Here is a 13,428-nt window from a genome sequence, read left to right as displayed (position 1 = left end):
CCCCATGCTGCTCGACGCTTCCCTCAAAGGCTACCCCTTCACCGCCGCGCCTCTGCCCGTTGAGGCCATCGCCGCCCAAGGCTGGCACCTGCTCGCCGACGACCTGCCGCTGCCCCTGGCCGTCATCCGGCAAAGCGCGCTGCGTCACAACTTGGGCTGGATGCGACGCCACGTCGCCGAAGCCGGCATCGAGCTGGCGCCGCACGGCAAAACCACGATGTCCCCCGAACTGTTCGCCGAGCAGTTGCGCGCTGGCGCGTGGGGTCTCACCTTCGCCACGGTTTGGCAGTTGCGCCAAGGCGTGGCCGCTGGCGTGCCACGGGCGCTGATTGCCAACCAAGTCACCCAAGCGGCGGATCTGCGTGAGCTGGCCCGCTTGCGCACCGCCCATCCTGCGCTGCGGGCGCCGTTTTTAGTGGACGATCCGGCCCAAGTCGCCCTCGTGGAAGCGCTTCACCTGCCCGAACCGTTGGAGGTGCTGGTCGAATTGGGCCTGGACGGCGGGCGCACCGGCTGCCGCCACCATGATGCGGCGTTGGCGCTGGCGCAGCGCGTTCATGCCAGCTCCGCGCTGCGCCTGGCCGGCATTTCCACCTATGAAGGCCTGTGGGCCAGCGGTGACGATGCGCAAGACGCCGCCATGGTCGCCACCCTCATGCAGCGCGTTCACGACTTGGCACAAGCGTGCGATGCGGCCGGCTATTTCGACACCGATGAGGTGCTCATCACCGCCGGCGGCTCCGCCGTGTTCGACTTGGTGAGCCGTGCTCTGCGCCCGACCTTGCGCCGCCCCGTGCGCGGCCTGCTGCGCTCCGGTTGTTACCTGACGCATGACGACGGTTTTTATCGCCGCCTGGTGCAGCGCGTCGATCACCGCTTGGGCTGCGATGGCGCGGGGCTGCGCGCTGCGCTGGAAGTGTGGGCCGTGGTGCAAAGCCTGCCCGAACCGGGGCTGGCGCTGTTGAGCGTTGGCAAACGTGATGCGTCCGCCGACATGGGCCTGCCCGTGCCACGCTGGTTCAGCCCCGCCGGTTCCCGTGAGGTTCACCCCGTGCCCACAAGCTGGCACCTCAGCGCGATGAACGATCAACATGCCTATTTGCGCTGGGAGGTCGCTTCGCCGGTCACGCTCAACATTGGCGACCGCATCGGGCTGGGCATCTCGCACCCCTGCACCACGTTCGACAAGTGGCGCTGGATGCCGCTGGTGGACGACGCTTACGCCGTGATCGAGGCCATCACCACGCGGTTTTGAGGCGGGCGTGGCACGCTGTGTCATCCGAGGACAACTGGTGATACCACTGAAGCAGTTTTCCTGTCCTTTTGTCTGCGTCGCATAAGGTTGGATTGGTAGAGTTCGGGGTTGCGCTCCTCCTTGAGCACACATGCCCCACAAGGCCAAAAGCCATAGACCCCCCTGGAGATCGTGAATGACGACAAATCAACAGCCGACCATCATTTACACCTTGACCGACGAGGCCCCGCTGCTGGCGACGGCGTCGTTCCTGCCGATCATTCGCACCTTCACGGCACCTGCGGGCATCAACATTGAAAAGGCCGACATCTCCGTGGCCGCCCGCGTTCTGGCTGAGTTCCCCGAGTACCTGAGCGATCGCCAAAAGGTGCCCAACACCCTCGCCGAACTGGGCAAGAAGACGCTGGAGCCAGACGCCAACATCATCAAGCTGCCCAACATCAGCGCTTCGGTGGCCCAGTTGATCGCCTGCGTCAAGGAACTGCAAGCCAAGGGCTACCAGATCCCCGACTATCCGGAAAACCCGCAAACCGACGAAGAAAAGGCCATCAAAGCCCGCTACGGTCGTTGCCTGGGTTCCGCCGTGAACCCGGTGCTGCGTGAAGGCAACTCGGATCGCCGGGCCCCCCTGGCTGTGAAAAATTACGCCAAGAAGCACCCGCACAGCATGGGCGAGTGGAAGCCGTGGTCGCAAACCCACGTCGCTCACATGGAGCACGGGGACTTCTATCACGGTGAAAAGTCCCTCACCTTGGACAAGCCGCGCCGCGTCAAGATGGAGCTGCTGACCGCCAGCGGCCAGACCATCGTTCTCAAGCCGGAAGTCAAACTCCTGGACGGCGAGATCATCGACTCGATGTTCATGAGCAAGAAGGCGCTGTGCGACTTCTACGAAGCCCAGTTGGAAGATTGCCGTCAGTCGGGCATCCTGTTCTCGCTGCACGTCAAGGCCACGATGATGAAGGTCTCGCACCCCATCGTGTTCGGCCACTGCGTCAAGATCTATTACAAGGATGCGTTCGAAAAGCACGGCGCCTTGTTCGACGAGCTGGGCATCAATGTCAACAACGGCATGGTGAACCTGTACGACAAGATCAAGGCCCTGCCGGAGTCCAAGCGCGACGAAATCATCCGTGACCTGCACGCTTGCCAAGAGCACCGTCCGCGTCTGGCGATGGTGGACTCGGCCAAGGGCATCACCAACTTCCACTCGCCCAACGACGTGATCGTGGATGCTTCGATGCCCGCCATGATCCGCCAAGGCGGCAAGATGTGGGGTGCCGACGGCAAGCAGTACGACAGCAAGTGCGTCATGCCGGAATCGACCTTCGCCCGGATTTATCAGGAGATGATCAACTTCTGCAAGTGGCATGGCAACTTCGATCCGAAGACCATGGGCACCGTGCCGAACGTGGGCCTGATGGCGCAGCAAGCCGAAGAGTACGGTTCGCACGACAAGACGTTTGAAATCGCCGAAGCCGGCGTGGCCAACATCACCGACATCGACACCGGTGAAGTGCTGCTGACGCAAAACGTGGAAGCTGGCGACATCTGGCGCATGTGCCAAGTCAAGGATGCGCCGATCCGCGACTGGGTGAAGCTGGCCGTGACCCGCGCCCGCAACTCCGGCATGCCGGCGGTGTTCTGGCTGGACCCGTACCGTCCGCACGAAGCCGAGCTGATCAAGAAGGTGGAAACCTACCTGAAGGATCACGACACCACCGGCCTCGAAATCCGCATCATGAGCCAAGTGCGTGCGATGCGTTTCACGCTGGAGCGCGTGGCCCGTGGCCTGGACACCATCAGCGTCACCGGCAACATCCTGCGCGACTACCTGACCGACCTGTTCCCGATCATGGAACTGGGCACCTCGGCCAAGATGCTGTCCATCGTGCCGCTGATGAACGGCGGTGGCATGTACGAAACCGGCGCGGGCGGTTCGGCACCGAAGCACGTGCAACAGTTGGTGCAGGAAAACCACCTGCGCTGGGATTCGCTGGGTGAATTCCTGGCGCTGGCCGTGTCGCTGGAAGAGCTGGGCATCAAGGAAAACAATGCCCGCGCCAAGCTGCTGGCCAAGACGCTGGACGCCGCCACCGGCAAGCTGCTAGACAACAACAAGTCCCCCAGCCCCAAGACCGGCCAACTGGACAACCGTGGCAGCCAGTTCTACCTGGCCATGTACTGGGCCCAAGAGCTGGCCGCGCAAACGGAAGATGCCGAACTGGCCGCCCACTTTGCGCCGCTGGCCCAGAGCCTGAGCGAAGGCGAAGCCGCCATCGTGGCCGAGTTGAGCGCTGTGCAAGGCCAGCCGGTGGACATCGGCGGCTACTACAAGGCCGACGCCGACAAGTGCAAGGCCGTGATGCGCCCGAGCGCCACCTTCAACGCTGCGCTGGCTGCGATGCGCGCTTGATCTGACCGAGCGTTAACCAGCCTGGCCGTTCATTGGCTTGGCTGAGGCACCGTCATCCCCCAGTTTGGGTCACAGGCTGGGGGATTTTTCATGTCCACAACGCGATGAGGCTGTGCAATGATCTGTACATCATCACAGGAGCCTTCATGCGTGCCATCACCTACACAGAAGCCCGCAACAACTTGGCCAGCGAGTTGGATCGGGTCAACAACGATTACGACGTGACCATCATCACCCGGCAAAAAGCCGAAGCCGGGGTGCTGATGTCACTCAAAGAATATGAGTCTCTGATGGAAACGGCGCATTTGCTGCGTCATCCTAAAAACGCCATGCGTTTGATGAAGGCCATCGAAGACATTGAGGCGCGGCGCCACATCGTGCGCCGGGAGTTGATCGAAGAATGATCCTCTCCTTTCACCCGCAAGCGTGGGAAGACTATGTGTATTGGCAGCAGACCGATAAAGCCACCCTGCGCCGAATCAACTTGCTGATTCGGGAGATTCAGCGTGACCCGTTCGAGGGTATTGGGAAACCCGAACCGCTGAAATTCAACTTCAGCGGTTATTGGTCACGCCGCATCGACGACACACATCGCATCGTTTACAAAGTGGGCGATGACGAGGTGATCATCGCCCAGTTGCGAGGCCACTACGACTGAGTGCCCCAGCCGCTCACAGCCCCTTGGCCTTCAGCGCCGCATCCAAACGCGAGAACACGCGGCGGGCGTTGCCCTCAAACACCATGTAACGCTCCTCGTCGGTGAGGTTGTCGGTGGCGTTGACGTAACGCTTGGTGTCGTCGTAATAATGGCCGGTGTACGGGTCGATGCCGCGCACGGCGCCGATCATTTCCGATGCGAACAGAATGTTCTTCACCGGAATGACCTTGGTCAGCAAATCAATGCCGGGCTGGTGGTAGACGCAGGTGTCAAAGAAAATGTTGTTGAGCAAATGCTCGTCCAACAACGGTTTTTTCATTTCTTGCGCCAAACCACGGAAACGACCCCAGTGATATGGCACCGCACCACCGCCGTGCGGGATCAAGAATTTCAGCGTCGGAAAATCCTTGAACAAATCACCTTGCAGGCATTGCATGAAGGCGGTGGTGTCAGCATTCAGATAATGGCTGCCGGTGGTGTGGAAGCAACTGTTGCAGCTCGTGCTAACGTGGATCATCGCCGGAATATCGTATTCGACCATTTTTTCGTAGATCGGATACCAATGGCGGTCGGTCAACGGCGGGCTCGTCCAGTGGCCGCCGGACGGATCGGGGTTCAAATTCAAACCGACGAAACCATATTCTTTGACGCAGCGCTCCAGCTCAGGAATGCACGTCTTGGGATCGACGCCCGGAGACTGCGGCAGCATCGCCGCACCGATGAAGTGGTCGGGAAACAACTGGCTGACGCGGTAGCACAATTCATTGCAAATCGCCGCCCAGGTGCTGGAGGTTTCAAAGTCTCCGATGTGGTGCGCCATGAAACTGGCACGCGGGCTGAAAATCGTCAAATCGGAGCCGCGTTCCTTCATCAACCGCAATTGATTTTTTTCGATGGATTCGTGCAGTTCGTCGTCGCTGATGTTCAGGCTGGACGGGCTGGGTTTCTGGCTCGGGTCTTTCAGCGCGGCGATTTGTAAATCGCGCCAAGCACCCAGCGCCGCCGGGGCGGTGGTGTAGTGGCCGTGAACGTCGATGATCATGGTAAAACTCCTTGGATGGCCCAAAAATTGTGAAATCAAACCGATGAAACCGGTCAAGCTGGCGCCATGCCCTGGCGACGTTTGGCCGCAGCGCAGGCAGGCGAGGTCAAAAATGCCAGCAGCGCCCGAGCGGCTTCTTCGTGCGGTGTGCCAGCGACGATGCCAGCGGAAAACGTCGTGGTGATCTGAATCGCAGCGGGCAGTGGGCCGACCACTTGAAGGCCCGGCAGGTGCATCAATTCACTCAACTGTTGAAAACCCAAAGCGATTTGCCCCGACGCCACGAGCGAGCCCACCGGCACGCCCGGCGGCGGGGTGACGATGCGCCCGGCAATTTGCGCCGCGATGCCCCAACGCTCAAACAACCCAGCCAAGGCCACGCCGCTTGGGCCGGTGGAGTAACCCAGCGAGGGCGCAGCCAGCACGGCTTGGCGCACGGCGTCTTCGGTGCTCAGGTCGGGAACGGGGGCGCCGGCGGGCACGGCCACAGCCACGCCCGAAGTCACCACATCCACCCGGCTGCCGGGCAGCACCCGACCGGCGGCGATGAGTTTGTCAATCGCATCGGCGGCCAAGATCACCACATCGAAGGCTTCACCAGCGGCCACGCGCTTGGCCGCGTCCACCCCGCCGACGGCGGTGATGTGCACGGTGGTGTCGGGCGTTTGCTGTGCGTAGGCCGTGGCCAGTTCAGCCAGCAGCAACCGGGTGGCCATGGAGGAGATACCAGTCAGCGTTGTGGGCATGGTGGCGAGGTCGCAGCGCGACAGAATGGGCCAAAGTGGGCGCATTCTGGGCAGGCCATGCCATGCCAGCCAGGCACGGGATGCACTAGCAGCTATCGCAATTTGCGATGTGTGGACGCCGCCCGCTTCGGTTCAGGGAGAACACCATGGGGCAGGTACAGGCAGTGGCCATCGAATCCCAAGTCGGGGCGGGGGCGTGGTCGCAGACCACGGCGGTGCTGGCTCGCCAGGGGCAGCGCGTGGCGTTGCGCGTGGCGCCCATTCCGAAAGGCAGCATCCGTTGGTATCGGATTCGGCCCCGTTTGGACGTCCGTTACAACAACGCCGTTTGGCCCTGGTTGCCCGGTGCTTACCGCTGGAAGGGCTATGACACGATCCACTACCAGCGCGAGCCCCTGCCCGAATACAACGGCCAGTGGACGATCGAGCCCTGGCGTCCCCAGCGTGCGGAAGTGGCGCCGTCCGGCGTGTGGGCTCGGCTGTGGGCGTGGGTGCGGCAGTGGGGGGCGTCAGATCCCCCGGCATCGTTTGAGCGCTCGGATCTCGGCAGTTTTTGGTTTCAGGCCGAAGTGCGCGCTGGGGAGACGCTGTGGCGCTCGCCGGGGTTGGAGGCACGCACGGCCAAGGGGTTGTCACCCGAGGTGCTGCGTGTGTCGATCCGTCAAAGCGACGATCTGTTGGGCCATTTGACCGCTTATTTCAATGTGCCCGGTATTTTTGGTTCGACGCCGTACCAAGTCCGGCACCACATTGGCGTCGATTGTGCGGATGTGCTCATGGCCGCGCACGCCAATTGGCAGGGCACAACCTTGACCCGCGACTACAACGTGGCGATGTTGACCGAACAATTTCCCGTGCTGCTGCAAACCACAGTGACGGCGGGTGAACCTGCTGCGGACATTCGCTGGGGCCGCACCGTTCGCGCTGGCGATTGGTTGGCGGTGAAATACCCAGGGGGCACGCAGTATCAGCACATCGGAGCGTTGTACAAGGACGCCAACGGCAACGGGCGACTGGATGCCGCCGATTGGGTGTTGCACGCCGGCCCCGATCCGTTGCAGATTTCCGCGCTGGCAGCGGGTGGGTTTGATGGCACGGTGCTGGTTTTGCGGCCACGTTGAGGGGAAACTCCTCTGGTGCCTTATTTTTAGATGGTGGAGTTGAGCGGAGGCAGTGTGCCGTTCTTAGCGTAGAACGCGGAAAGAAGATAGGCTTCGAGAGCCCGCGATCTGCCCGGAGGTTGGTCGCTGGATGGAACGCGAATCACGTAAACCACCATCTCCCCGGCGGCGATTGCGCTCCTAATCGGTGATGAAACCGATTGGTCGGTGTGCCATTGATGTGCGGCGAACCGAGGCGATCGTTCGCGGCCTGTCGTGCCGTCATAAATGGTTCCAACGTGACTCCATATGCGGCGACACACATCGGTCTCACTCTTGCCGATGTACCAGACATCCGCATTGGATTCATCGAAAGGTAGGTTCCAATCTGGACAGGGGGATTCCGCGTAAAGGTAGACGCCAGGAAAACAACGAAACGGCGGGTGTTCTCCCCGGCAGGCGTTAAAGTGCCATGGTTCGCTAAACTCTAAAGGTTTTTCGTAGAGGCGTTCGAATTCGTTGGCACATATTTTAATGTCTCGAACTTTCAAAATGACGTCCCCGTTTTTTAGTTGCCGACAGATTATGGCAATCTTTCTTCCTTGGCCGAGGAAGCCAGAAAATTCAATTCACATAACTCTGCACCGGCCCATCTCCCGACTGAATCTGAGTGCCATCTCGCCCCCCGACTTCGGCGGGCGCATTGCCCATGCCCGGGATTCGTGTGACACGCACCCGGCCACCCGTGGTGGTGATGAACACCTTGTCGCCCGCTTGGAACGTGTCCTTGCCCTTGGCTTGGACGATGACGCGGCGCTCGCCCGAGCGCAACTGCACCATCAGCTCCAACGCATCTTCGCGGGTGGCGCCGCGTTCCACAGCGTTGCCGATCACCGCCCCGGCCACAGCCGCCAACACACCAACGATGGCCCCCTCGCGGCTGCCCCCCACGGACGAGCCCGCAATGCCCCCCACCACACCGCCCGCCACACCGCCCGCGCCGCTTTGTTCCCCTTCCACCGTGACGTTGCGCACACTGACGATGATCGCCTCTTGCACGGTGCTCATGCGCTGGGTGTCTTCGCGGCGGATCACGTCCGGGTCGGTGGTGGAGCAGCCGACCAAACTGGCGGCAACCAAAGTAGCGATGAGAAATCGTTGCATGGTGAAGTGTCCTGGTGACGGTGGATGACAAGCTCACGCGCCGACGGTGCTCAGGGTTGACCCCGTGGCCACAGGTCTTGTGCAAGAAAGCGTAACACCTGCAAAATAGAACGATCGTTCGTTTTATTTTGAAGGGTGAGACACATGGGAGATTCTGCGGTCAAGACCCGCTCAGCGCCCGTCGGGCGCAGTCATCACAAGGGCCAGCATACCCGTTCCATGATCTTGGATGTGGCGTTGGCACTGGCCGCACGTCAAGGTTTGGAGGGGTTGTCGATCGGCGTGCTGGCCGAGCAAACCGGCATGAACAAATCCGGTGTGTTTGCGCATTTTGGTTCGCGGGAGGAGTTGCAGCTTTCCGTGATCCGCGAGTACCACGCCCGCTTTGAAGCCGAAGTGTTTTTCCCCGCCGTGCGCGAAGAAGCACGCGGCCTGCCCCGGCTCGAAGCCTTGTTTGAGCGCTGGTTGCGGCGGGTGTCGGTGGAAATCGATTCGGGGTGCCTCTACATCAGCGGTGCCGTCGAGTTTGACGACCGGCCCGGCCCCGTGCGCGATGCCCTGGCCACCATGGTTCGCACTTGGCAGCAAGCCTTGGAGCGGGCGATTCAATTGGCCATCGACGAAGGCCATCTGCGCCCAGACACCGATGCGGCGCAGATGTTGTTCGAGCTGCATGGCCTGGCGCTGGCCCTGCACCACGATGCGCGTTTTCTGCGCCTGCCCGGCGCCGTGGAACGGGCACGCCGGGGGTTTGCGCGCACGGTGGCGGCCTACCGTCATTTGCCCTGAGAGGTTCATCATGCCCACCTACACCCCACCGCTGCGGGACATGCACTTTGTGCTGCACGAACTGCTCGGCGTCGTTGAGCGCCTGCGCCCGCTGCCCGCTCACGCCGAGCTGGACGTGGACACCGTCAACGCCGTGCTCGAAGAAGCCGGGCGTTTCGCTGCCGACGTGGTGCAGCCGCTCAACGCCGTGGGCGATGCCCAAGGCTGCACCTTGAACCGCGCCGATCACAGCGTCACCACCCCGGCAGGGTTTGCGGCGGCGTATGCGCAATACGTCGCGGGAGGCTGGCCGGCGCTGGCGGCCGATCCGGCACACGGCGGCCAGGGGCTGCCGCACACGCTCAACCTGTGTCTGTACGAAATGCTCAACAGCGCCAGCCAGGCTTGGGCGATGTACCCCGGCCTGTCGCACGGCGCCTACGAGTGTTTGCACGCCCACGGCACGCCCGACCAGCAAGCCACCTACCTGCCGCCGCTGGCCCAAGGCACTTGGACGGGCACCATGTGCCTGACCGAACCCCATTGCGGCACCGACCTGGGCCTGTTGCGCACCCGTGCCGAACCGCAAGCGGACGGCACTTACCGCCTCACCGGCGAAAAAATCTTCATCTCGGCGGGGGAGCATGATTTGGCGGACAACATCGTCCACCTCGTGCTGGCTCGGCTGCCGGACGCGCCAGCGGGCACCAAGGGCATCTCGCTGTTCGTTGTGCCCAAGTGGTGCCCGACCGCCGAGGGCAAGCTGGGGGTGCGCAACGCCATCCGCTGCACGGCGTTGGAGCACAAGATGGGCATCCACGGCAACGCCACCTGCCAGATGGTGCTGGACGGCGCCGTGGGCACCTTGGTGGGCGAGCCGCATCGCGGGTTGGCGGCGATGTTTGTGATGATGAACGGGGCGCGGCTGTTCGTCGGCAACCAATCGCTGGGGCTGACGGAAGTGGCGTATCAAAACGCCGTGGCCTACGCCCGCGAGCGCCAGCAAATGCGGGCGCCAGGCGGTGCGCAGTGCCCGCAGCAGCCCGCCGACCCGATTTTGGTGCATCCAGACGTGCGCAAAATGCTGCTCACCGCCCGCGCTTATGCCGAAGGCGGTCGGGCGCTGATGCTCTACGCTGGGTTGCGTCAGGACGTGTCCCTGTCCCACCCCGATGCGGAAGAACGCCAAGCGGCCCTGGATGAGCTGGCGCTGCTCACCCCCATCGTCAAAGCGTTTTTGACCGACAACGGCTGGCTGGCCACCTCGCAGTGCGTGCAGGTGTTCGGCGGTCACGGCTACATCCGCGAATGGGGCATGGAGCAGTTCCTGCGCGATGCGCGCATCAACATGATTTACGAGGGCACGAACACCATCCAGTCCCTCGACCTGTTGGGGCGCAAGGTGTTGGGCGACGGCGGACGCAAGCTGCAAAGCCTGGGCCGCCAGATCAGCGCCTTCATCGACACCCACGGCGTGCGCGAGGATCTGCAAGACTTCATCACCCCGCTGGCCCAACTCACCCGCCAGGTGACGCAGCTCACCACCGAGATCGGCCTCAAGTCCGTTGGCCAACCGGCTTGGGTGGGCGCGGTGGCGGTGGATTACCTGCGCGTGGTCGGCCATCTGGTGTTCGCCTACCTGTTTGCGCGCATGGCCCAGGTGGCGCTGGACGCGCAGCGCACCCAAGCCGAACGCGGCCAGCCCGCCGACCCGTTTTACGCCGCCAAGCTGCACACCGCCCGCTTTTACGTCACCAAGCTGCTGCCGGAAACGGCGGGGCTGATCCGCAGCGCCCACAGCGGCGCCGCGCCGTTGATGGCGATGGACGCCGCTCTGTTTTGACGCTTTTGACGTTTGTGAAGGAACACGTCATGCCAACCACTCACCTCATCCGCCGCGTGGCCGTGTTGGGCGCGGGGGTGATGGGGGCGCAGATCGCTGCGCACCTCGTCAACCTGGGCGTTCCGGTGCGCCTGTTCGATTTACCCAGCGACGGCGCCGAACCCAGCCGCATCGCCCAGCAGGCCATCGAGCGGCTGAAACAACTCAAACCCGCGCCGCTGGCGTTGCCCGAGCTGGCGGCGCAGATCGTGCCCGCCAACTACGCCGAGCATCTGCCGCTGCTGGCCGATTGCGACCTGGTGATCGAAGCCATCGCCGAGCGCCTGGATTGGAAGCAGGCGCTCTACGCCCAGATCGGGCCGTGGGTGGCGCCGGGGGCCATCGTGGCGTCGAACACCTCGGGGCTGTCGATCACGGCGCTGGGCGAGGCGCTGCCGGCGGCCTTGCGTCCGCGCTTTTGCGGCATCCACTTTTTCAACCCGCCGCGTTACATGCCGCTGGTCGAGCTGATTCCGACACCAGCCACCGAGCCAGCGGTGTTGGATGCGCTGGAAACCTTCCTCACCCGGGCGCTGGGCAAAGGCGTGGTGCGTGCGCGGGACACGCCGAATTTCATCGCCAACCGCATCGGCGTGGCGGGCATGCTGTCCACGATGCACCACGCGCAGCGCCTTGGCCTGGGTTTCGACGTGGTGGACGATTTGACCGGCAAGAAGCTGGGCCGCGCCAGCTCCGGCACCTTCCGCACCGCCGACGTGGTGGGGTTGGACACGCTGGCCCACGTCGTCCGCACCCTGCAAGCGCAGTTGCCAGACGATCCGCTGGCGGCTCACTTCGCCGTGCCGGCGGTGGTGGAGACGCTGCTGGCACGCGGGGCGTTGGGGCAAAAAAGCGGCGCCGGTTTTTATCGCAAGAGCGGGCGGGTGATTCAGCAGTTTGACCCGGCGAGCCAAGACTACGCCCCTTCCGGCGCCAAAGCCGAACCGTTCATCGACCACATCCTCAAGCGCCCGGCGCCCGAGCGGCTGCGGTTGCTGCGTGAATCGAGCCATCCGCAAGCGCAGTTCCTCTGGGCCGTGCTGCGGGACGGTTTCCACGACGCGGCGCTCAACCTCGCGGCCATTGCCGAATCCGCCCGCGATGTTGATTTGGCGATGCGCTGGGGTTTCGGCATGAAACAAGGCCCGTTCGAGCTGTGGCAAGAAGCGGGCTGGACGCCAGTCGCCGAGTGGGTGGCGCAGGACATCGCCCAAGGCCAAGCCCTGTGCGCCACGCCGCTGCCGGCCTGGGTGTTCAGCGGCCCGGTGGCCGAGGCGGGGGGCGTTCACGCCGAAGGTGGTTCGTGGAGCGCCTCACGCGGCGCCTTCGTGCCGCGCCGCCATTTGCCGGTGTACGAGCGCCACCTGTTCCCCGAGCGCGTGCGCGGCGAGGGTGGGGCGCAGCCGCTGGCCAGCGGCGTCGAGGAATTCCGCAACAAAGAAGTGCGGGTGTGGAGCTTGGACGGTGAGGTGCTGATCGCCAGCATCACCGCCAAGCTGCACCTGATCAGCCCGGACGTCACCGCTGGGTTGCTGCGGGCGGTGGAGATCGCGGAGGAACGCTATCGGGCGCTGGTGATCTGGTCGCCGGACGATGTGTTTTCCGCCGGCGCCAACCTGGAGGCGCTGATGCCGGTGTTCATGGCGCAAGGGCCAGCCGGCGTCGAACCCGTGGAAAAAGCGCTGCAAGATCTGATGATGCGCCTGCGCTACGCCCAAGTGCCCACCGTGGCGGCGGTGCGCGGCCTGGCGCTGGGCGGTGGTTGCGAGCTGGCGGTGCATTGCACCCAGCGCGTGGTGACGCTGGAAAGTTACGTGGGTTTGGTGGAGGTCGGCGTCGGTTTGCTGCCGGGCGCGGGCGGCTTGACCTACTTGGCGCGGCGTGCGGCGGAGTTGGCAGCGGCGGCGCCGGGCGTCGATTTGCTGCATTTCTTGAAAACCAGCTTCCAGGCGGTGGCGATGGCGACGGTGTCCACCAGCGCGTTGGAAGCACGTCGGCTGGGGTATGTGCTGCCGTCGGACGTGATCGTGCCGCATCGGGATGAGCTGCTGTGTGTCGCCCTGAGTCAAGCCCAGGCGCTGGCGGCGGCGAGTTATCGCCCGCCGTTGCCCGTTCGCTTTGCCGTGGCGGGGCGCGATGCGGCGGCCACCCTCGAAGCCAGTTTGGTGGGCATGCGTGACGGTGGGTTGATCACCGAGCACGACCGCCACATCGCTCACGCCATCGCCGATGTGCTGTGCGGCGGCGATGTGCCCGCCGGCACCCTCGTCACCGAAGATTATTTGTTGGCGCTGGAGCGCCGGCACTTCTGCGCCCTGATCGCCCACCCTAAAACCCACGACCGCATCCTCGGCCTGCTGCAAACCGGCAAGCCGCTGCGCAATTGATGGGCCGGCC

Annotated in this window: 11 protein-coding genes; 8 read left to right on the top strand and 3 right to left on the bottom strand. The window is 63.5% G+C overall.

What is annotated here, in order from left to right; translation table 11 throughout:
• The first annotated feature begins 4 nt into the window (after positions 1-4).
• The 4 genes from VITFI_RS14250 to VITFI_RS14235 all read left to right on the top strand — a co-directional run bounded on the left by VITFI_RS14250 (position 5) and on the right by VITFI_RS14235 (position 4,329).
• Positions 5-1,255, top strand: coding sequence for an alanine racemase (locus tag VITFI_RS14250; protein ID WP_089417538.1), 1,251 nt, complete (start codon positions 5-7; stop codon positions 1,253-1,255).
• Between the two features lie 175 nt (positions 1,256-1,430).
• The gene (locus VITFI_RS14245; RefSeq protein ID WP_089417537.1) at positions 1,431-3,671 is read left to right on the top strand and encodes an NADP-dependent isocitrate dehydrogenase; all 2,241 of its coding nucleotides are present in this window, start codon (positions 1,431-1,433) and stop codon (positions 3,669-3,671) included.
• A 146-nt stretch (positions 3,672-3,817) separates the two neighbouring features.
• Entirely contained in the window at positions 3,818-4,075 is a 258-nt protein-coding gene (locus tag VITFI_RS14240) for a type II toxin-antitoxin system Phd/YefM family antitoxin (RefSeq protein WP_089417536.1), read from the top strand.
• Complete coding sequence (locus VITFI_RS14235; RefSeq protein ID WP_089417535.1) at positions 4,072-4,329, top strand: Txe/YoeB family addiction module toxin; 258 nt, start codon at positions 4,072-4,074, stop codon at positions 4,327-4,329. The genes VITFI_RS14240 and VITFI_RS14235 overlap by 4 nt, the downstream gene beginning before the upstream one ends.
• A gap of 13 nt (positions 4,330-4,342) precedes the next feature.
• On the opposite strand, the gene VITFI_RS14230 is transcribed toward VITFI_RS14235, so the two are convergent.
• Both VITFI_RS14230 and VITFI_RS14225 read right to left on the bottom strand, forming a co-directional pair.
• Entirely contained in the window at positions 4,343-5,371 is a 1,029-nt protein-coding gene (locus VITFI_RS14230) for an amidohydrolase family protein (protein WP_089417534.1), read from the bottom strand.
• A gap of 53 nt (positions 5,372-5,424) precedes the next feature.
• Positions 5,425-6,087 carry a substrate-binding domain-containing protein gene (locus tag VITFI_RS14225; RefSeq protein ID WP_089417533.1) on the bottom strand — a complete coding sequence of 221 codons (663 nt, stop codon included), beginning with the start codon at positions 6,085-6,087 and terminating at the stop codon, positions 5,425-5,427.
• Between the two features lie 176 nt (positions 6,088-6,263).
• Between VITFI_RS14225 and VITFI_RS14220 the strand changes: the two genes are divergently transcribed.
• Positions 6,264-7,238, top strand: coding sequence for a hypothetical protein (locus tag VITFI_RS14220; protein WP_089417532.1), 975 nt, complete (start codon positions 6,264-6,266; stop codon positions 7,236-7,238).
• A 603-nt stretch (positions 7,239-7,841) separates the two neighbouring features.
• Here VITFI_RS14220 and VITFI_RS14215 read toward each other — a convergent pair.
• Positions 7,842-8,381, bottom strand: a complete 540-nt coding sequence (locus VITFI_RS14215) for an outer membrane lipoprotein (protein WP_198301501.1) — start codon at positions 8,379-8,381, stop codon at positions 7,842-7,844.
• A gap of 219 nt (positions 8,382-8,600) precedes the next feature.
• Between VITFI_RS14215 and VITFI_RS14210 the strand changes: the two genes are divergently transcribed.
• Genes VITFI_RS14210 through VITFI_RS14200 form a run of 3 tightly spaced genes read left to right on the top strand, consistent with a single transcriptional unit; the run spans position 8,601 to position 13,418 of the window.
• The gene (locus tag VITFI_RS14210) at positions 8,601-9,170 is read left to right on the top strand and encodes a TetR/AcrR family transcriptional regulator (RefSeq protein ID WP_198301500.1); all 570 of its coding nucleotides are present in this window, start codon (positions 8,601-8,603) and stop codon (positions 9,168-9,170) included.
• Between the two features lie 10 nt (positions 9,171-9,180).
• The gene (locus VITFI_RS14205; RefSeq protein ID WP_089417530.1) at positions 9,181-10,992 is read left to right on the top strand and encodes an acyl-CoA dehydrogenase C-terminal domain-containing protein; all 1,812 of its coding nucleotides are present in this window, start codon (positions 9,181-9,183) and stop codon (positions 10,990-10,992) included.
• Between the two features lie 29 nt (positions 10,993-11,021).
• A complete protein-coding gene (locus tag VITFI_RS14200) occupies positions 11,022-13,418 on the top strand; it encodes a 3-hydroxyacyl-CoA dehydrogenase/enoyl-CoA hydratase family protein (RefSeq protein WP_089417529.1) in 2,397 nt (798 codons plus the stop codon).
• The last annotated feature ends 10 nt before the right edge of the window (positions 13,419-13,428 follow it).

This window comes from Vitreoscilla filiformis (genome assembly GCF_002222655.1).
Taxonomy (GTDB): Bacteria; Pseudomonadota; Gammaproteobacteria; order Burkholderiales; family Burkholderiaceae_C; genus Ideonella; species Ideonella filiformis.
Note: the sequence above shows the minus strand (reverse complement) of the source record. Positions and strands in the feature narration are given on the sequence as shown.